Below are 18,122 nucleotides of genomic sequence, written 5' to 3' on the forward strand. Positions count from 1 at the left end.
ACTCAGTGCCATTGGTGAACATCATCAGGGACCTTGAGGGAGGCTCTCAGAGCGACTTGAAGCACGTCAAAGGCGTGCCTCTGTCCCTATCTGTAAGTGCCCCTCCAATGACCTTTGGGTTTCTGTCAGGCCTCTACATGTCGGATCGGGCAGGGGAACAGAAAGCCAGCACACTCAGTTCCACCAAGTTTACTCATGGCGTCCTATGTACCGAGTTAGGAGCCTTGGACCTGAGGACGCACACAAGGGCAGACCTCGTGGCCTTGAGGGATAGGCTGGCGACCACACGGAAACCATCAACGGTTAACCAGATGCTGATGAAGCTATCTGCTGTCCTGAATTGGTCAGTTGAGAATGGTCATCTCGAAAAGTCATACGACAAGAAACTGAAGTTCACCAAAGGCATTGAGTCCACCCGTAAGGCATTCACTCAAGACCAGATTCGCAACCTCATGGCCTACGCTAACAATCTCCCAGGGTCTTCATGGAAGCGCTGGTTGCTGAGCCTTGGCATCATCACTGGTGGTCGACTCAATGAAATCTCTCAGTTGAGCGCGCGCGACATTCAGACCCTTGAGTCAGGCATTGTCGTTATCCACATCAATGAGGTTGGTGAGGGTAAGTCCATCAAGAACAAGCGCAGTGAGCGACAAGTGCCGTTGACTGATGGTGCCTATGGTTTCGACCTTCAAGCCTTCTTGGGATACGTCGAGACCTGCAAACAGAGCGGGAATGATTCGTTGGCACAGATTGGCTACAGACCAGCAGGCGAATGGGTCAACCAGCAGGCAATCCCTCAGGCTCTTGGGGAGTCCTATGTAAGGGGCTTGGTGTTCCACTCATTGCGCCACTCATTGGCTTCCCTGATGCAGGCCAAAGGGGTTCCTATGACTCATGCTCAGGCTGTCATGGGTCACGCTTCAGGGACGATTACCTTTGATACCTACGGCTCAGGTGTCCCGGTAGTGGTCATCGCTGAGATGCTCAATGGTTTGCTATTGCCTCAGGTGGCCTAAGTAACTCTATTTAGATAGCCCAATGCATTCGGCTGTACTGGGCTATCAACAGGTTAATTCCCTGCTGTGTTCGTTTGAACCAGCAATTTCCAGCCTATCTTGCCGAGTGAGGTCGGGTGTTGGTGATGATTTTGTGGAGGGAACGGATCTTTGTTGTTGCAGGTAACTTCTGCTTTGCATCCCGTACAGATGTAAATCCCTGAAATAGCCACAGTGTCTCCAGGCGAATGAACTGGAGCCCAGTAGTCCCCTGAAGCGGGAATCTTGAATACTTTCGTGTCGTCTATAAACCAAGCCATAAATGAATCCATCTTTGTTGTTTTGGATCACCATAGTAGGCATGCGTGAAATCAAATTGCCATCATGGGCAACCAATTGGACGTCCTAATCGGGCACCCTGAGCATGACCTCCTGTTCATTGCTACTCAGGTGGCTCGTGTGGCTGGGCTTAAGGTCCCAAGTCAGTCCGCTTCACGCACAGCCGCCAAGGCTCCTACCAGTGCAGTGATGGTGGGGTCTATACAATTTGTAGAGGCTCTTGAGATGCCTAAAGGTCTCCAGCCGACCACATGGCTTCTATCAGAAGGGACTACCTATCAGATGCTCCTAAGGGGCCACGCTCCGGCATCTGAGCCATTCCGTAAGTGGGTCACTGAGGAGGTCCTACCATCCATCCGTAAGACCGGCTCATATGACATAGGGACCAGCAAGACACCTGAAGCCCAGCAGCTCAGCATGGACTATGGGGACTTGAGGGCGCTCATTGAGAACATGGCTATTTAACCCTCAAGGGCCTGAATGAAATCCTGACGACTCGCAGGGTCATGGCCTTGATGAATCCACGTAGCAGCGCGGTTCGGTAGTGGCAATTTAATAACCCTCACAGTTGGAGAAGGACACCCCGTCCGACTACTCACTGATGAGGAGCACAACATGCACCAAGACTATGGAGTTGCGCCATCCAGCTACCAACGCTGGTCCACCCTACGGCGCGCTGATCCCCTGCTTATTGAGGATGCCCAAAAAGCTAATCATTGGAGACAGTCACCATCACCCACACCAATAATAAAGCTCCAGAAGGAGCAACCAACTGGCCCACGTCGAGGCCGACCCGCACTCAATACGCCCAACCCAGTAGCAACACTTATGTTTGTCATTGGCATCAAACGACCTCAATGGCTGGATGACATTGTTTATGGATCGGTTACAACTTCAGCGGGCACCAGTAAGGGCAAGCTAAATGTCCGACCTGGAGCTGTACTTTCGGCTCTTTATAGTAACTTCTTTTCTGTTGAGGCATTGGGTCGAGAAGGCCAGCCAGAAAGAACCACTATGCTGATTGCCAAAGTTGCCCGTCATGCTGCTCATGGAATTATTGAGTATCTCCAGCGGCACCCCGAGTTGCACAGTAGGTTGAAACGGGAAGCTGATCTTGAGGCTGAACTAAAATGCAAGCAATAAGTGTCGACGCCGATTAAACGTAGGGAGTATAAGGGAAGCACTTTAAGGAGGGCTTTGGTTGGTGTTTAGACCATTGTCAAGAGGTGATCAGGGTGATTGTGAAACACATCCCGAACAAAGGAAACCAAGGATCGACTTTAAGTGAGCCTCAGTTGTGGGTCTTGCTTCGCAATGATGACCACGACGTTGAGTCCCTCCCTTTCTTGCCGCTTAATAGTCTTCCTTGGTCCTGTTTCATTCATGGCTTTAAGGTTGCTGTCAATCGCTTTGTTTAACCCTCACATATAGAACACACCCATCCACTATTTTATTGCGACACCCAAGTGCCTCAATGAAGTCCACATTTAATTAACACTCACAGATAGAATGCCCGGCACTCTAAGCCACTTCACATACCACACCTCATTTCGTTATGCCCATTCTTCAGGCGACTGGAAGTATTCAGTTCGTTTGTCTGAGTGTGGGCTTCCAGTCGGTAGAGACTGAACGAGTGGGCATAACCAAAGGAGCAAACAAACATGACCACCACCACAACCATCTTCGAGAACATCTCAAAGGCCGGAGCGATTAGCTCAACGACCCTCAACGGTTTGCCAGGTATGTCGTCCTTGGAAATTGCAGAGATCACCAGTAAGCGCCACGACCATGTTCTACGGGACATTGCCAAGATGCTCAAGGAGTTGGATCTGATCGACGCCCCCATATTTGGGGAGGTTAAATTCGTCCAAGCCAAGTACAAGGATGCCAAGGGTGAATCTCGTCCGCTGACCATCCTCGACAAAGAGCTGACCTTTACGTTGCTCTCCCGGTACTCCTTCAAGCTGTCCAACATGATCGTCAAGCGCTGGCTTGAGCTTGAGGGCTCGGGTTTTGAACGTGTGTCTGTACAGGCCGCTGTGGTCCACCTTTTCGAGCGCGAGAAGGATAACTTCAGAGAAGCTATGCAAGCCTTGAGGCGCACTCCGAGTTCCAAAAGCCCAGCAGCTAAGGCCCATCAGCTTGAGAAAGCGAATAGGGAAAAGCAAAGCAGGCTTGTCCGAGCCAACACCAAGGCCGGTGGTCACTAATGCTTAAACCCATTACTCACACTGAGACCATCTTGATGGACTCCTACAAGAACATGCGTAGTGAAGCTCATCATGCCATTAGGGCTGTTGATCGTAATGCAGGAGCCTATTGCATACCCAGGCCCTCAGAGTCCGCTAAGAGACTTTGGGTCGAACATCAGTTAACAAAGGTTGGCTGTAAGTACGGTGAGTAATCACTGTCGGGCTGGCCAGTAGCATCCCTAATAACAATAAGTTTCACCTCAAGTTATTAAAGCCCCGCGCATGGGGCTATCGCAGTATAAACCCAGAGATGCCATTGGAAGTGAATCAGTAGGGAGAGACGTTTGGTCTCCGCCTTTCTGGTCGTCTACTTCCTTATGCGCCTGATTCCCTTACCAATGTCAGGAGACATTTAAATCATGCATGTCATTATCACTAATGTAACCCCTAAGTCTGTTGAGCTGTACGGTCAAGTTCTTACCCGTGCCTTTGCTGAGTCCATCATGCTGCCCTTGTTGGTCTCTCAGGCCAGTAAGGATCGCGTTAAAGTCACTAAGGTAGCTGAGGCTTTCGATGATGCGGGCTTGTCTCTCAGTGCAGTTCCTGAGGCCTCACGGTTCCTCTTTGAGCAACGCCAAGAACAGTCCCGTATCGAACAGGAGCGCCAAGTGTTGGCTCAGTCTGCCGCTGATCGTGTCCATATGCCGACTCAACGTGAACAAGCTGAGAAGCGCCTTGAGCGTGAGCGTAAGTTTGCTCAGGCCAGAGCCCACGGTGAAGCTATTCGTGCTAATTCCGGCAATGGTGTGGACTGGTAACAAGACCGTACATCAAGCAGCCCTTCATAACAGAGGGGCAACTCAATACAACTTTAGGAGAACTACATGAAACCTTTTGAGAACAAGAAACCAGACTCGTACACCACTGCCATTACTTCGGATGAGTACGATCAGGTTAATGGTGGTCAGATCCAATATAACGCTGGACCTATCCGTAAAGACTCCCTGGCTGCTGCTGATACTTCTGTTTACATCGAGGCACTGAGTGAGGCCCTTGATGACCATTTGAACTCTGAAGACTGGCGTAAGATGGCTATTGAGGCCAGCCCTTGTGAGTTCCGCCCTTATGGCTCCAATGCGACTGGTCAACAGATTGCCTTGTTGGCTGACCAATCCGTGACTTTTGATCCTCGTGAGAACTGGGACAATCAGGTGGTCGATAAGGCTCCTGTGTTGGCCGGTGAGTTCATCTTCACTGGGGCCGCTGAGAAGGCCATTCTGATCAGCCACCGAGTCACCATGCTGGACCATACCCTTCAGGCAGGCTTCACCGAAGGCTCCATGATGCAGACAGGTGAAAAGCTCCTGTTGGACATTGAGCTTCATGCTGCTGGTCAGATTGCTAAGACCCTTGTGGGTGCGCCTTCAGTGGACACCTCGTATGTAGGTGCCCTGACAGGCAAAGCAGTGGAGAAGGCAGAAGACCTTTTAGACCTGCTTTCAGAACACGTTAATCCTGCTGTGGGTGTCGATGTTGCTGACTTCATTATCCTGATCCCATCAGCTATGTCCCCAATGCTCAATCGGGCTGCTCAACGTGCTGGCCTTGAGAGTGCTTCAGACCTCTTGGGCACCCACGTTCAGGCCTACTCAGGCACTGACTATGGTGTCTACCTGCTGCCTAAGTCGTTCACCTCTGTGAGTTACCGTGGTGGTCGTAATGGCAACATCTGGAATGTTGAGGCCACCCGTAATGCTGCTAAGCAGGGCTGGGACCTTGAGATCCGTTGTGTCTTTGACTTGCTGGCTAACGCTATGGTCAAGGTCAAGCTGGACTCTGATGGCCTTCAGACCGAGATGGTGCCCTTCAAGATGATCAAGCGACTGGTATTCACAGCAGCTCCTTAATAAAGAAGGGGAGGTTGGTCAGATCATTCAATAACAAATAGCTCCACAGTAACGAATCACTTTAGGGATGCCTTCGGGTCTCCCTAATTTTTATGTAATGATATAACGATGCAATAAAAGGAGGCCATATGACGATCACCTTACAGGACGCCTATTGGGTCTTCTGTGGTGTGTCGTTAGTGGTGCGCCTGATGATTGCCGTGTGGGTTCTTTAAGAACTCTTTTGGGGAAAAATGGGAATAATTTGTGTGCCCATCTCAACGTAAGAGCAAACCCAAAGTCCCCCATGGGGCCTCCAGCGCCTGAGCCTTAACGCGCACACGCCATGGGTCTTTATCGTGCCTGTACGCGCCACTGTAAGCAGGCCTGAAGCTGTCACAAGTCTTGTACCAACTCTGTCACAAGTCGTTGCCAAGACCCTTCTGAGGTCGTTAGGATGAGCTTCCTTTGCAACCTGTAGACTCTCAGTCTGCGAACAGTTGGACTTGGGTTTCGCCCAGCAATAACGGGCGGTTTAGCTCAGTGACCTCTCTTATGTAATCCCATAAAAGAGTAATCCGCTTGAGCTTCCTGAGATCCTCGCGGCAGTACATCCAGAACTGGCGAGTCAGGTTGATCTCGTCCGGCAATACCGGCAGCAAACGTGGGTCTTGAGCCGCTAAAAAGCACGGCAGGATTGCCAGCGAGCGACCTTGTTGCGCCGCTACGAACTGCGCGATCACGCTGGTGCTGCGCAGATTGGCGCTGGCGCCGGGCAGCACATTGGCCAGGTACAGCAGCTCTGAGCTGAACGCCAGATCGTCGACGTAACTGATAAACGGGTGATCCACCAGGTCGGCCGCCCGTTGAATCGGCGGGTGCTGGTCCAGGTATTCCTGGGTGGCGAATAGCTGCAGCCGGTAGTCACAGAGCTTGCAGCACACGTACGGCCCGTGTTCCGGGCGCTCCAGGGCTATCACGATGTCCGCTTCACGCTTGGACAGGCTGATGAAGTGCGGTAGCGGCAGGATGTCCACCGATATGGCCGGGTACGCATCCACGAAGTGGCTCAGCTGCGGGGTAATAAAAAAGCTCCCGAAACCCTCCGTACACCCCATCCGCACATGCCCCGACAGCGCCACGCCCGAGCCCGAAACCTGCTCGCAGGCCATATGCAACGTACTCTCGATGGACTCGGCATAGCCCAGCAAACGCTGGCCTTCAGGGGTCAGGGTGAAGCCATTGGTACGTGATTTTTCGAACAGCAAGGTACCGAGTGCGGCCTCCAGCGAGCTGATGCGCCGTGACACGGTGGTGTAGTCCACCGCCAGGCGCTTGGCGGCGCTACTGGCCTTGCGGGTGCGGGCTACCTCGAGGAAAAACTTCAGGTCGTCCCAGTTCAGTGCACTTAACGATGTGATGTTTTTTTGCATGTTAGACCGGCTTTTATGTGCGTTCTTATTAGAAGAACGCACACCTATACTCCAAAAACAGCCCTGCGACCAATCCGGGCGCACCGGTATACGACTTAATCTGTAGGAGCGAGCTTGCTCGCGAGCAAGCTGGCTTCTACAGATTGGCGTGATCGGACATAAAAATAATTTCGGAGACTTCCATGAACGTTTCTACCACCCCGTACCAAAATGCCCGACTGCTGATTGATGGCGAATGGATCGAGTCACAGACCACCGAGTGGCACGACATCGTCAACCCGGCAACTCAGCAGGTACTGGCCAAAGTCCCTTTCGCCACCCCCGATGAAGTCAACGCCGCCATTGCTGCTGCGCAACGCGCCTTCCAGACCTGGAAGCTGACGCCGATCGGCGCGCGGATGCGCATCATGCTCAAGTTGCAGGCGCTGATTCGTGAGCACTCAAAGCGTATCGCCACCGTTCTCAGTGCCGAGCAGGGCAAAACCATTGCCGACGCAGAAGGCGATATTTTCCGTGGCCTGGAAGTTGTCGAGCACGCGTGCTCTATCGGCACCCTGCAGATGGGCGAGTTCGCGGAAAACGTTGCGAGCGGGGTGGATACCTACACCTTGCGTCAACCTATCGGCGTCTGTGCAGGCATTACGCCTTTCAACTTCCCGGCAATGATCCCGCTGTGGATGTTCCCGATGGCGATTGCCTGCGGTAACACCTTCGTACTCAAACCTTCCGAGCAAGACCCGCTGTCGACCCTGATGCTGGTCGAACTGGCCCTTGAGGCCGGGGTTCCGCCGGGTGTGCTCAACGTGGTCCATGGCGGTAAGGATGTGGTGGACGCGCTCTGCACCCACACCGATATCAAGGCGGTGTCGTTCGTCGGTTCAACCGCCGTGGGCACCCACGTATATGACCTGGCAGGCCGCCACGGCAAACGCGTGCAATCTATGATGGGCGCCAAAAACCACGCGGTGGTGCTGCCCGACGCCAATCGCCAGCAAACCCTGAACGCGCTGGTCGGCGCCGGTTTCGGTGCTGCCGGCCAACGCTGCATGGCCACCTCGGTGGTGGTGCTGGTGGGCGCGGCCAAACAATGGCTGCCGGACCTCAAGGCACTGGCGCAAAAGCTCAAGGTCAATGCGGGCAGCGAGGCGGGCACTGATGTCGGCCCGGTCATTTCCAAACGTGCGAAAGAGCGCGTGCTGGGGCTGATTGAAAGCGGGATCAAAGAAGGCGCGGTGTTGGAACTCGATGGTCGCAACATCAAGGTGCCGGGTTTCGAGCAAGGCAACTTCGTGGGCCCGACCCTGTTCTCGGGTGTCACCACCGACATGCAGATATACACCCAGGAAATCTTCGGCCCGGTACTGGTGGTGATTGAAGTCGACACCCTCGACCAGGCCATTGCGCTGGTCAACGCCAACCCGTTCGGCAATGGCACCGGTCTGTTTACCCAAAGCGGTGCGGCGGCGCGAAAATTCCAGAACGAAATCGATGTGGGCCAGGTCGGCATCAACATTCCGATCCCGGTACCGGTCCCGTTCTTCAGCTTCACCGGTTCGCGCGGCTCCAAACTTGGCGATCTGGGTCCGTACGGCAAGCAAGTCGTGCAGTTCTATACTCAGACCAAGACCGTCACCAGTCGCTGGTTCGACGACGACAGCGTGAATGATGGCGTCAACACCACCATCAATCTTCGTTGAGGGCACAGACCATGAACATTGCATTTATCGGCCTGGGCAATATGGGCGCACCGATGGCGCGCAACCTGATCAAGGCCGGGCATTCGTTGAACCTGTTTGATCTGAACAAGGACATCCTGGCTGAGCTTTCAGCTCTGGGCGGCCACATCAGCGCTTCGCCCCGCGAGGCGGCAAAAGGTACAGAACTGGTGATTACCATGTTGCCGGCCGCCGCCCATGTGCGCAGTGTGTGGCTGGGTGAGGACGGGGTGCTGGCCGGTATCGGCGAAGGTGTGCCGGCGGTGGATTGCAGCACCATTGACCCGCAAACCGCCCGCGATGTGGCTGGCGCAGCGGCCAGACAAGGGGTGCAAATGGCCGATGCCCCGGTGTCCGGCGGCACCGGCGGGGCGCAAGCGGGCACCCTGACCTTTATGGTCGGCGCCACTCAAGCGCTGTTCGATACGCTGCACCCGGTCCTTTCGCAAATGGGCCGCAACATAGTCCATTGTGGGGATGTGGGCACCGGCCAAGTGGCTAAAATCTGCAACAACCTGCTGCTTGGCATCTCCATGGTCGGTGTCAGTGAAGCTATGGCTTTGGGCGCGGCACTGGGCATTGACAGTGAAGTGCTGGCAGGCGTGATCAACAGTTCCACCGGCCGCTGCTGGAGTTCCGAAGTCTACAACCCGTGGCCGGGCATTGTGGCAACCGCACCTGCTTCGCGCGGCTACACCGGCGGCTTTGGTGCCGAACTGATGCTCAAGGATCTGGGGCTGGCCACCGAAGCTGCACGTCAGGCGCATCAGCCCGTGGTCATGGGGGCAGTGGCGCAACAGTTGTATCAGGCCATGAGTTTGCGCGGAGAAGGCGGCAAGGACTTCTCGGCCATCATTAACAGCTATCGCAAGCCCGAATAGGGCATTTGCGGGAGTCCGCGTCGGGCGGACTCCCGCTTTTTTGCGGGGTGTCAGTCAGGCAAAGACAAAATACTTGCGCACCGTTTCAACCACTTCCCATGTGCCTTTCATACCCGGCTCCACCACAAAGATGTCTCCGGCCCGCAGATGGATCGGTTCTTTGCCCTCAGGGGTAATGATGCAGTAGCCCTCACGGAAGTCGCAGTATTCCCACTTCACGTATTCCACGTACCACTTGCCGGGCGTGCAAATCCACGTGCCCATGATCTTGCTGCCGTCTTCGCTGGTGTACGCGTTGAGGTTCACGGTGTGCGGGTCGCCTTCAAGCTTTTCCCATTTGCAGGCATCAAGCACGGGCAGGGGATGGGTATCGCGAAGCACGGTAATTGGCGCAGACATAAGAACTCCGGTGATGGACAAGGTACAAACCTCACCCTAACCGGCACCGGGTTGTGGCAGATGCCTGGTTCCGACCCCCAGTGACTCGATTACGCAGCCCCCGGATACGCAAAAGCCCCGGTACTTGATACAAGGACCGGGGCTTTTGTGGGTCAGATCAGCGCGGATTTGCCAATGCTTTGCCAGTACGCAGGCGAACCCGATAGAACCCGTAAAGGATCAGCAGCCACACCGGGATCGCGTACACCGAAGCGCGTACATCGGGGATCATCCAGATCACCGAGACGATGGTGGCCATGAACACCAGGCACAGGATGTTGCTGAACGGGAACCAGAACGCTTTGAACGAAGGCTTCACACCCTGTACCGCCATGGCCTTGCGGAACTTGATATGGGTGAGGCTGATCAGCGCCCAGTTGATCATCAACGAGGCAACCACCAGTGCGAACAGCAACTCCAGTGCCTTGTGCGGCGCCACGTAGTTGACCACCACGCACAGCAAGGTCACCAGCGCCGACACCCCCAGTGCCCGCAATGGCACACCGTTTTTGGTCAGCTTCATCAGCGCCTTGGGTGCATCGCCCTGTTCAGCCAGGCCGAAGAGCATGCGGCTGTTGCAGTAAACGCCGCTGTTGTAGACCGACAGCGCGGCTGTCAGCACCACAAAGTTGAGGATCTGGGCTGCGGTATTACTGCCGATCAAGGCAAAAATCTGCACAAACGGGCTGCTGCCGTACGCATCGCCTCCAGCGCCCAGCGTCACCAGCAACTGGTCCCACGGGTACAGTGCCAACAGAACCGTCAGTGCGCCGACGTAGAAAATCAGAATCCGGTACACCACCTGGTTGATGGCCTTGGGGATCACTTTTTTCGGTTCGCTGGCCTCGGCGGCGGTGATGCCCACCAGCTCCAGGCCACCGAAGGAGAACATGATAAAGGCCATTGCCATCAGCAGGCCGGTGCCGCCATTGGGGAAGAATCCACCGTGGCTCCACAGGTTGCTGAACGACGCCTGGGAGCCGCCGGTGCCGCTGATCAGCAGGTAGCAACCGAGCACGATCATGCCGACAATCGCCACCACCTTGATGATCGCGAACCAGAATTCCATCTCGCCGAAGACCTTCACGTTCAGGGTATTGATCAGGTTGACCAGCACAAAGAACACGACGGCACTGACCCAGGTCGGTACCTCGGGCCACCAGAACTGGATGTATTTGCCGACCGCAGTCAGCTCGGCCATGCCCACCAGCACGTACAGCACCCAATAGTTCCAGCCCGACAGGAACCCGGCATAGCCGCCCCAGTATTTATGGGCAAAGTGGCTGAACGAGCCGGCGACGGGCTCTTCGACAATCATCTCGCCGAGCTGGCGCATGATCAGAAACGCGATAAAACCGGCAATCGCATAACCGAGAATCATCGACGGGCCTGCCGACTTGAGTACGCCGGCCGAGCCCAGAAACAGCCCCGTACCGATAGCGCCGCCCAAGGCAATCAGCTGGATATGGCGATTTTTCAAACCGCGTTTGAGTGTGACCGGAGGGGAATTAGCGTCAGCCATCGGGTGCCTTGTGGGTGGTTATTCTCAATGTTGATCAAATCAACGGGGCGCCGGGCGCCACGTCGGTTCAGCAAGACGCGGATATTACTCTTGGTAAAAATTCAGGCATACAGGCGTAAACGACTCTAAGACAATTCTTAACAGCAATTGGCCGAAAGCGCCTCAAGCAGGGTTCTGGCATAGCTTGGCAACTGTTCAAAGGAACGGGCGCACAGCAGCAGTTTGCGGTCTGCCCACGGCTCATTCAGGCTCACCACCTTAAACGTGCGCGGTGCTTGCCAGCGTTCGATGGTGGCTTTGGGCACGATGCCCAGCCCGGCGCCCCGGGCGACCATGCGCAACACGCCATCAAAACCTTCGGCACGGATTCGGACCTGCATGCGAAGACCGCAGTGCAACGCCTGTTCTTCCAGATAAACCGCCAGTGCGCTGCTGGCTGAAAGCCCGACATAGTGGTGGCTCAGGGTGTCGCCGAATCTGAGCGCCGGAATGCGGGTCAGCGGGTGTTCCAGCGGTATCGCCAGCACCAGCGGATCATCGCGAAACGCCCGGGTTTGCAGCCCCCGGGTATCCACCGCATTGGAAATGACGCCGATATCGGCGGCGTCCTGGCGCAGGGCGTGGGTGATACGCAGGCTGGTCAATTCCTGCTGGTCGACGCTGATGTTGGGATGCAGGCGTACAAAATCGGCCAGCAACTCGGGCAGGTATTCGGTAAGCGCCGCGGTATTGCACAGCAGGCGTACCTGACCTTTAAAGCCTTGAGCGTACTCGGTCAGATCGTGGTTCATGCGCTCCACCTGTTGCAGCAACAGCCGGGCATGTTGGGCCAGCGCCTGGCCTGCGGGCGTCGGGCTGACCCCGCGTCGACTGCGCTGCAGGAATTCGACTCCCAGCGCCGCCTCCATAGCCCTGATCCGCGCACTGGCGGCGGCCAGCGACAAATGGCTGAGAGCGGCGCCGGCGGTGATGCTGCCGGTCTGCAGGCAATTGAGGTACAGCCGTAAATCCACCAAATCGAAATGCATAAGCCTCCATGTCACACACCTTGTGGGGCGGGCTTGCCCGCGATTCAGCCCCCCGGGCTTGCTGGCGCGCTGCATTGATAGATATGCCTCTTGCTGTGCAAGAGGCTGGCTCAGTATATGGCGCATTTTCAAGCCCGGTACCTTGGCCCAGCATAGGCCCATGAAAACCCTGATCGAGTTCTACCAACATCTTGGCTTGCTTGTGTCGCTGCTGGTGCTGGTCACATTTTTACTGGCTGGCACGGTCAAGGGCGTGATTGGCCTCGGCTTGCCCACGGTGGCAATGGGCTTGCTGGGCCTGGCTATTGCTCCGGCGCAGGCTGCGGCGTTGCTGATCATTCCCTCGATAGTTACCAACACCTGGCAACTGGTTGCGGGCGGGCAGTTGCGCGGGCTCATAAAGCGTCTGTGGCCCATGCAACTGGGGATTTTTCTGGGCACCGGCCTGGGCATGCTTTGGCTGAGTATCGATGGCGGCAGTTGGGTGGTCCGGGCTTTGGGCGCGGCTTTGTTGCTGTATGCCTTGAGTGGCCTGTTGCTACCCGTGCTGCGGGTCGCACCTGCCGCCGAACACTTGCTGGGGCCAGCATGCGGGCTGATCACCGGAATCATTACCTCGGCCACCGGTGTGTTTGTGATCCCGGCCGTGCCGTATCTGCAGGCCCTGGGCTTAAGCACGAACCAGCTGGTACAGGCCTTGGGATTGTCGTTCAGCGTCTCCACATTGGCCCTGGCTGCCGGTCTTTACTGGCGAGGCAATCTGGGGGGCGGCGAGCTTAATGCTTCATTGCTGGCGCTGCTGCCCGCGATGCTGGGCATGTGGCTGGGGCAATGGTTGCGCCGGCGTATCAGCGCCACATTGTTCAAACGTGTGTTTTTTATCGGTATGGCGCTGCTGGGTGTGCACCTGCTGATCGGTGGCTAAAGTTTTTCAGCAACAATCTGGCGGTTATTCGTGCTGCATAGGCAAAGGTGATTTGCTTGATTGCGGGTTTTTCCCCGGGGCAGTGATCGATACCCTGCCAGGTATTGAATCTTTAACACCCGAAGGCAGCTCAACAGCGCTGAGGGTTAATCCCGAATGAGGCTGATGATGAAAAAAATACTCTTGCTTAATGGTGCCAAAAAATTTGCACATTCCGATGGTCGCTACAACCTGACCATGCACGACACTGCACTGGCCTTTTTCGATCGCCAGGGCTTCGAAGTCAAAGTCACCCACATCGATGAGGGTTACGACATAGCCGAGGAAGTCGAAAAATTCCTGTGGGCCGACGTGATCATTTATCAAATGCCGGGCTGGTGGATGGGCGCACCCTGGATCGTTAAAAAATACATCGACGAAGTTTTCACCGAAGGTCACGGCAAGCTCTACGCCAGCGACGGCCGTACCCGTTCCGACGCCTCGCAACGTTATGGCAGCGGTGGTTTGATTCACGGCAAAAAATACATGTTGTCGCTGACCTGGAACGCACCGCAGCAAGCGTTCGATGATCCGGCCGACTTCTTTGAAGGCAAAGGCGTGGACGCGGTGTACTTCCCGTTCCACAAGGCCAACGAGTTCCTCGGCATGACCGCCTTGCCGACCTTCCTGTGTGTCGACGTAATGAAACGTCCGCAACCGCAAGAAGATGCCGCCCGTTATGAGCAACACCTGAAACAAGTGTTCGGCATGTAACGCCTGCAGTACCGTAATCGCTGACTCGCTTTGCGAAACAAAGGCTCGTAGCCTCGCTTCGCGAGTCAGCGACTACGCTGCAGGCAGTTACCAATGAGGGACATCTGTGAAAGCCAGATCCGATGAGCTGCAAATCTTTGTTTCGGTGATTGAGTGCGGCTCCATTTCCGCTGCTGCCGAACAAGCCGGGCAAACCCCTTCGGCCGTGAGTCGTACGTTGTCACGGCTTGAGGCCAAGCTCGAAACCACCTTGATCAACCGCACCACGCGGCGCATGGACCTGACCGAAGAAGGCAAGTTTTTCTTTGAACGGGCCAAGCTGATCCTGGCGCAAATGGAGGAACTTGAAGAGCGTTTGAGTTCGCACCAGCGCACGCCGTCCGGGCGCCTGCGGATCAATGCCGCCTCACCGTTCATGCTGCATGCCATCGTGCCGTACGTCAGCGAATTCCGAACGCTTTACCCCGAGATCCAGCTGGAGCTCAACAGCAACGATCTGATCATCGACTTGCTGGAGCAAAGCACCGACATCGCGATCCGCATCGGCACCCTGGCCGACTCCACCTTGCACGCCCGTTCATTGGGCTGCAGCCCCTTGAGCATCCTCGCCAGCCCTGACTACATCGCCCGGCACGGCGCACCCGCCAGCGTTGCAGATCTGGCCCGTCACACCCTGATCGGCTTTACCCAAAATGACGGTTTGAACCAATGGCCGTTGCGTTATGCACAGGGCGATCGCTGGGCCATCGAGCCTGAAATCAGCGCTTCCAGCGGCGAGACGGTGCGCCACCTGGCGCTGCAAGGGCAGGGCATCGCCTGCCTGTCGCACTTCATGACCCATGAAGACGTCAAGGCCGGGCGCCTGCAAGTGGTGCTCGAGGAGTTCAACAGCGGCTACCGCCAGCCGATTAACGCCGTGTACTACCGTAACTCGCAGCTGGCGCTGCGGATTCAGTGCTTTCTGGACTTCATCCAGGACAAGCTCGCCAGCTATGCAGTGCCGTACTTCAAGGGGTAAATCCCCGCTGACTCGTGATCTGCGCGCAAGACTGAATTGGCCCGCAGCGGGTTTTTCCGCTGCCTTCACTCTCCGATACTGGGTCCATCACTTATTCACGCGGGAGTCATTCCATGAAAGTTTTTGTTACCGGCGCAGCAGGTTTTATCGGCGGTTCAATTGCCACTGCTTTGGTCAAGGCCGGGCATCAGGTCACGGGCCTGGTACGCAGCACGGATCAGGAGCAGGAAATGCTCGCCCTGGGCATCACTCCGGTGCTGGGTTCTCTGGATGACAGCGACTTGCTCGCGCAACAGGCCGGCCAGGCGGATGCCGTGATCAACGCGGCCAGCAGCGACCATCGGGGCGCCGTCGAAGCCTTGATCAAAGCCCTGCGTGGCACAGGCAAAGTGTTTTTGCACACCAGCGGTTCGAGCATTGTCGGCGACGCGTCGGGTGGCAAGGCCAGCGACGTCATTTACTACGAAGGCCAGTTGCCCGAGCCGACTGTGGACAAGGCGGCGCGGGTTGCCATCGACAACCTGGTGCTGGCGGCGGCTCACGACAATGTGCGCTCGGCAGTCATCTGCAACACCCTGATTTACGGCCACAGCCTGGGTGTGAAGCGCGACAGCGTGCAACTGCCGCGCCTGCTCAAACAGGCGCGTAAAAGCGCAGTCGTGCGCCATGTGGGGCCGGGACAAAACATCTGGTCCAACGTGCATATCGAAGACGTTGTGGCGTTGTACCTGCTGGCGCTGGAAAAGACCCCGGCCGGGACGTTCTACTTTGTTGAAAGCGGCGAAGCGTCGTTTCGCGATATGAGCAACGCCATCGCTCGGGTGCTGGGTCTGGGCGAAGCCCACGACTGGCCACTGGCCGAAGCTGAAGCCGAATGGGGCTATGAAATGGCCAACTACGGCCTGGGCTCCAACAGCCGCGTACGCGGTAAAAATGCCCGTGAACTGCTGGGCTGGGTACCGAAACGCACGTGCGTGGTGGAGTGGATCAAAAACGAAATGCTGTAACCCCAGACCCTGATTGCGCATCGCTGACCCCGTAGGCGCGAGCACGCTCGCGCCTACAGTTTTTCAGATTGGTTTTCGGTTTGTGCACAGGCCCGCACATTTACTTTTGTTGTTTGAAAACGTTACTGAAATCAGACAAGGTTCGGCATCGTTCTATAAAAACAAAAGGAAGTACCAATGCGTGTTGTATGGTTCAAAACCCTGGCCTTGACGGCTGCCATCGCCGCCAGCTCTTCAGCGTTTGCCGTCACGCTGGAAGGCGGGGCAGTGGCGGCACCGGATCAATACGGTGCTGAAGTCGCGGCGCAAATTCTCAAAAAAGGCGGCAACGCCGTCGACGCAGCGGTCGCTACCGCGTTCACGCTGGCCGTGACTTACCCCGAAGCCGGGAACATTGGTGGCGGTGGTTTCATGACCCTGTTTATCGATGGCAAACCCTATTTTCTCGACTATCGCGAAACGGCGCCCAAGGCTGCCAGCCGCGACATGTACCTCAATGACAAGGGCGAAATCATCGAGAACCTGAGCCTGGTTGGCTCGCGCGCTGCTGGCGTGCCGGGTACGGTGATGGGCTTGTGGGAGGTGCATCAGCGTTTTGGCAAATTGCCATGGAGCGAGCTGCTGACCCCGGCCGTGGGTTATGCAAAAAACGGTTTCAAGGTGGCCGGTCAGCAATATCAATACTGCGAAGATGCCTTGGCCCTGTTTAACGGCACCACCAATTTCAGCGACTATTTCGGCTCCATGAAGCCTGGCGAGACCTTCAAGCAGCCAGAGCTGGCCGCCACCCTGGAGCGCATTGCCGACCAGGGCGCCAAAGACTTCTACCAGGGCAAGACTGCCGACCTGCTGGTCGCTCAAATGCAGCAGGACAAAGGCCTGATCACCAAAGAAGATCTCAATGACTACAAGGTCAACTGGCGTGAGCCGATGCGGGTCGATTTCCGCGGCAACACCTTGTACACCGCACCCCTGCCGAGCTCTGGCGGTATCGCGCTGGCGCAACTGATCGGCATCAAGGAAGACCGTGCGGCGGACTTCAAAGGCGTGGAGCTGAACTCGGCACCTTACATCCACCTGTTGGCTGAAATCGAAAAGCGCGTGTTTGCCGACCGTGCCGATTACCTCGGCGATCCGGACTTCGGCAAGATGCCGGTGGCTGAATTGACCGACCCGGCCTACATCGCCAAGCGGGCGAAAGAAGTGAACCCGCAAGCGATTTCGCCAACGGCCAACGTCAAGCCAGGCCTGGAACCGCATCAGACCACGCACTTCTCCATCGTCGATAAACAAGGCAACGCTGTCAGCAACACCTACACCCTGAACTGGGATTACGGCAACGGGGTTGTGGTTAAAGGTGCGGGCTTCCTGCTCAACGACGAAATGGACGACTTCAGCTCCAAGCCGGGGGTTGCCAATGCCTTTGGTGTGGTCGGCGGCAATGCCAACGCCATCGAGCCGGGCAAGCGCATGCTGTCGTCGATGAGCCCAAGCCTGGTGACCCGCGACGGTCAGGTCACTCTGGTACTCGGTACGCCGGGTGGTTCGCGGATTTTCACCTCGATCTTCCAGGTGCTGAACAATATCTACGACTACAACCTGCCGCTGGAAAAAGCCGTGTCCGCGCAGCGCGTGCATCACCAGTTGCTGCCTAAAGACACGATCTACTACGACGCCTACGCGCCACTCACCGGCAACGTGGCCGACGAGCTGAAAACCATGGGCTACACCCTGGAAGATCAGGGCTGGAACATGGGCGATATTCAGGCGATCCGGGTTAACGGCACTCAGCTGGAAACCGCCTCTGACCCCCGTGGTCGCGGGGTTGGCAAGGTTGTGAAGTAAGAACACCCTGAAAAACCTGTAGGAGCGAGCTTGCTCGCGAGCTCTGCGCTGAAAAGCTCGCGAGCAAGCTCGCTCCTACAGTTATCTCGTATCTTCGCAATTTGTTACCATTCGTTTCTCAATATTCCCTCCGCTTTCCCCGCCC

At 56.2% G+C, this 18,122-nt stretch carries 17 protein-coding genes; 13 read left to right on the forward strand and 4 right to left on the reverse strand.

What is annotated here, in order from left to right; translation table 11 throughout:
- The first annotated feature begins 311 nt into the window (after positions 1-311).
- From ACP7BO_RS23215 to ACP7BO_RS23240, 6 genes are all read left to right on the forward strand, one after another.
- A complete protein-coding gene (locus tag ACP7BO_RS23215) occupies positions 312-1,016 on the forward strand; it encodes a tyrosine-type recombinase/integrase (protein WP_426212891.1) in 705 nt (234 codons plus the stop codon).
- A 363-nt stretch (positions 1,017-1,379) separates the two neighbouring features.
- Complete coding sequence (locus ACP7BO_RS23220) at positions 1,380-1,799, forward strand: BRO-N domain-containing protein (protein ID WP_426212892.1); 420 nt, start codon at positions 1,380-1,382, stop codon at positions 1,797-1,799.
- Between the two features lie 150 nt (positions 1,800-1,949).
- Positions 1,950-2,477 (forward strand): hypothetical protein, encoded by a 528-nt coding sequence (locus tag ACP7BO_RS23225; protein ID WP_426212893.1) that lies wholly within the window; start codon positions 1,950-1,952, stop codon positions 2,475-2,477.
- A gap of 518 nt (positions 2,478-2,995) precedes the next feature.
- Positions 2,996-3,544, forward strand: coding sequence for a Rha family transcriptional regulator (locus ACP7BO_RS23230; RefSeq protein WP_426212894.1), 549 nt, complete (start codon positions 2,996-2,998; stop codon positions 3,542-3,544).
- 401 nt (positions 3,545-3,945) lie between these two features.
- The gene (locus ACP7BO_RS23235) at positions 3,946-4,344 is read left to right on the forward strand and encodes a hypothetical protein (RefSeq protein ID WP_426212895.1); all 399 of its coding nucleotides are present in this window, start codon (positions 3,946-3,948) and stop codon (positions 4,342-4,344) included.
- Between the two features lie 66 nt (positions 4,345-4,410).
- Complete coding sequence (locus ACP7BO_RS23240) at positions 4,411-5,433, forward strand: hypothetical protein (RefSeq protein WP_426212896.1); 1,023 nt, start codon at positions 4,411-4,413, stop codon at positions 5,431-5,433.
- Between the two features lie 464 nt (positions 5,434-5,897).
- Here ACP7BO_RS23240 and ACP7BO_RS23245 read toward each other — a convergent pair whose 3' ends face one another.
- Positions 5,898-6,845: a LysR family transcriptional regulator gene (locus ACP7BO_RS23245; RefSeq protein WP_426212897.1), complete on the reverse strand. Its 948-nt coding sequence runs from the start codon at positions 6,843-6,845 to the stop codon at positions 5,898-5,900.
- 182 nt (positions 6,846-7,027) lie between these two features.
- Between ACP7BO_RS23245 and ACP7BO_RS23250 the strand changes: the two genes are divergently transcribed.
- Together ACP7BO_RS23250 and mmsB are read left to right on the forward strand one after the other, a co-directional pair.
- Entirely contained in the window at positions 7,028-8,542 is a 1,515-nt protein-coding gene (locus ACP7BO_RS23250; protein ID WP_060695501.1) for a CoA-acylating methylmalonate-semialdehyde dehydrogenase, read from the forward strand.
- An 11-nt stretch (positions 8,543-8,553) separates the two neighbouring features.
- The gene (mmsB, locus tag ACP7BO_RS23255) at positions 8,554-9,441 is read left to right on the forward strand and encodes a 3-hydroxyisobutyrate dehydrogenase (protein ID WP_426212898.1); all 888 of its coding nucleotides are present in this window, start codon (positions 8,554-8,556) and stop codon (positions 9,439-9,441) included.
- Positions 9,442-9,495: 54 nt separating this feature from the next.
- Here the strand turns inward: mmsB and ACP7BO_RS23260 are convergent, their stop codons facing one another.
- The 3 genes from ACP7BO_RS23260 to ACP7BO_RS23270 form a co-directional block, all read right to left on the reverse strand.
- Positions 9,496-9,840 (reverse strand): cupin domain-containing protein, encoded by a 345-nt coding sequence (locus ACP7BO_RS23260; RefSeq protein ID WP_016783536.1) that lies wholly within the window; start codon positions 9,838-9,840, stop codon positions 9,496-9,498.
- Between the two features lie 157 nt (positions 9,841-9,997).
- Positions 9,998-11,401, reverse strand: coding sequence for an amino acid permease (locus ACP7BO_RS23265; protein ID WP_073510107.1), 1,404 nt, complete (start codon positions 11,399-11,401; stop codon positions 9,998-10,000).
- Between the two features lie 137 nt (positions 11,402-11,538).
- Complete coding sequence (locus ACP7BO_RS23270; RefSeq protein ID WP_426212899.1) at positions 11,539-12,429, reverse strand: LysR substrate-binding domain-containing protein; 891 nt, start codon at positions 12,427-12,429, stop codon at positions 11,539-11,541.
- A 160-nt stretch (positions 12,430-12,589) separates the two neighbouring features.
- On the opposite strand from ACP7BO_RS23270, the gene ACP7BO_RS23275 reads away from it, so the two are divergent.
- The 5 genes from ACP7BO_RS23275 to ggt all read left to right on the forward strand — a co-directional run bounded on the left by ACP7BO_RS23275 (position 12,590) and on the right by ggt (position 17,977).
- Entirely contained in the window at positions 12,590-13,354 is a 765-nt protein-coding gene (locus tag ACP7BO_RS23275) for a sulfite exporter TauE/SafE family protein (protein ID WP_426212900.1), read from the forward strand.
- 168 nt (positions 13,355-13,522) lie between these two features.
- Positions 13,523-14,107, forward strand: a complete 585-nt coding sequence (locus ACP7BO_RS23280; RefSeq protein WP_060695488.1) for an NAD(P)H-dependent oxidoreductase — start codon at positions 13,523-13,525, stop codon at positions 14,105-14,107.
- Between the two features lie 106 nt (positions 14,108-14,213).
- Positions 14,214-15,125: a LysR family transcriptional regulator gene (locus tag ACP7BO_RS23285; RefSeq protein WP_060695486.1), complete on the forward strand. Its 912-nt coding sequence runs from the start codon at positions 14,214-14,216 to the stop codon at positions 15,123-15,125.
- 113 nt (positions 15,126-15,238) lie between these two features.
- Positions 15,239-16,132: an NAD-dependent epimerase/dehydratase family protein gene (locus tag ACP7BO_RS23290; protein WP_397454920.1), complete on the forward strand. Its 894-nt coding sequence runs from the start codon at positions 15,239-15,241 to the stop codon at positions 16,130-16,132.
- Positions 16,133-16,309: 177 nt separating this feature from the next.
- On the forward strand, positions 16,310-17,977 hold the full coding sequence (gene ggt / locus ACP7BO_RS23295; RefSeq protein ID WP_426212901.1) for a gamma-glutamyltransferase: 1,668 nt from the start codon (positions 16,310-16,312) through the stop codon (positions 17,975-17,977).
- The last annotated feature ends 145 nt before the right edge of the window (positions 17,978-18,122 follow it).

It is taken from the genome of Pseudomonas sp. TWR2-1-1, assembly GCF_049897045.1.
GTDB lineage: Bacteria > Pseudomonadota > Gammaproteobacteria > Pseudomonadales > Pseudomonadaceae > Aquipseudomonas > Aquipseudomonas versuta.

What these genes read in the sequence shown, in the direction of transcription:
- ACP7BO_RS23260 (WP_016783536.1), bottom strand. Translation starts at nt 9,840, where the DNA reads ATGTCTGCGCCAATTACCGTGCTTCGCGATACCCATCCCCTGCCCGTG.
- ACP7BO_RS23240 (WP_426212896.1), top strand. Translation starts at nt 4,411, where the DNA reads ATGAAACCTTTTGAGAACAAGAAACCAGACTCGTACACCACTGCCATT.
- ACP7BO_RS23245 (WP_426212897.1), bottom strand. Translation starts at nt 6,845, where the DNA reads ATGCAAAAAAACATCACATCGTTAAGTGCACTGAACTGGGACGACCTG.
- ACP7BO_RS23275 (WP_426212900.1), top strand. Translation starts at nt 12,590, where the DNA reads ATGAAAACCCTGATCGAGTTCTACCAACATCTTGGCTTGCTTGTGTCG.
- ACP7BO_RS23225 (WP_426212893.1), top strand. Translation starts at nt 1,950, where the DNA reads ATGCACCAAGACTATGGAGTTGCGCCATCCAGCTACCAACGCTGGTCC.
- ACP7BO_RS23270 (WP_426212899.1), bottom strand. Translation starts at nt 12,429, where the DNA reads ATGCATTTCGATTTGGTGGATTTACGGCTGTACCTCAATTGCCTGCAG.
- ggt (WP_426212901.1), top strand. Translation starts at nt 16,310, where the DNA reads ATGCGTGTTGTATGGTTCAAAACCCTGGCCTTGACGGCTGCCATCGCC.
- ACP7BO_RS23220 (WP_426212892.1), top strand. Translation starts at nt 1,380, where the DNA reads ATGGGCAACCAATTGGACGTCCTAATCGGGCACCCTGAGCATGACCTC.
- ACP7BO_RS23235 (WP_426212895.1), top strand. Translation starts at nt 3,946, where the DNA reads ATGCATGTCATTATCACTAATGTAACCCCTAAGTCTGTTGAGCTGTAC.
- ACP7BO_RS23290 (WP_397454920.1), top strand. Translation starts at nt 15,239, where the DNA reads ATGAAAGTTTTTGTTACCGGCGCAGCAGGTTTTATCGGCGGTTCAATT.
- ACP7BO_RS23265 (WP_073510107.1), bottom strand. Translation starts at nt 11,401, where the DNA reads ATGGCTGACGCTAATTCCCCTCCGGTCACACTCAAACGCGGTTTGAAA.
- ACP7BO_RS23215 (WP_426212891.1), top strand. Translation starts at nt 312, where the DNA reads ATGCTGATGAAGCTATCTGCTGTCCTGAATTGGTCAGTTGAGAATGGT.
- ACP7BO_RS23230 (WP_426212894.1), top strand. Translation starts at nt 2,996, where the DNA reads ATGACCACCACCACAACCATCTTCGAGAACATCTCAAAGGCCGGAGCG.
- ACP7BO_RS23280 (WP_060695488.1), top strand. Translation starts at nt 13,523, where the DNA reads ATGAAAAAAATACTCTTGCTTAATGGTGCCAAAAAATTTGCACATTCC.
- mmsB (WP_426212898.1), top strand. Translation starts at nt 8,554, where the DNA reads ATGAACATTGCATTTATCGGCCTGGGCAATATGGGCGCACCGATGGCG.
- ACP7BO_RS23250 (WP_060695501.1), top strand. Translation starts at nt 7,028, where the DNA reads ATGAACGTTTCTACCACCCCGTACCAAAATGCCCGACTGCTGATTGAT.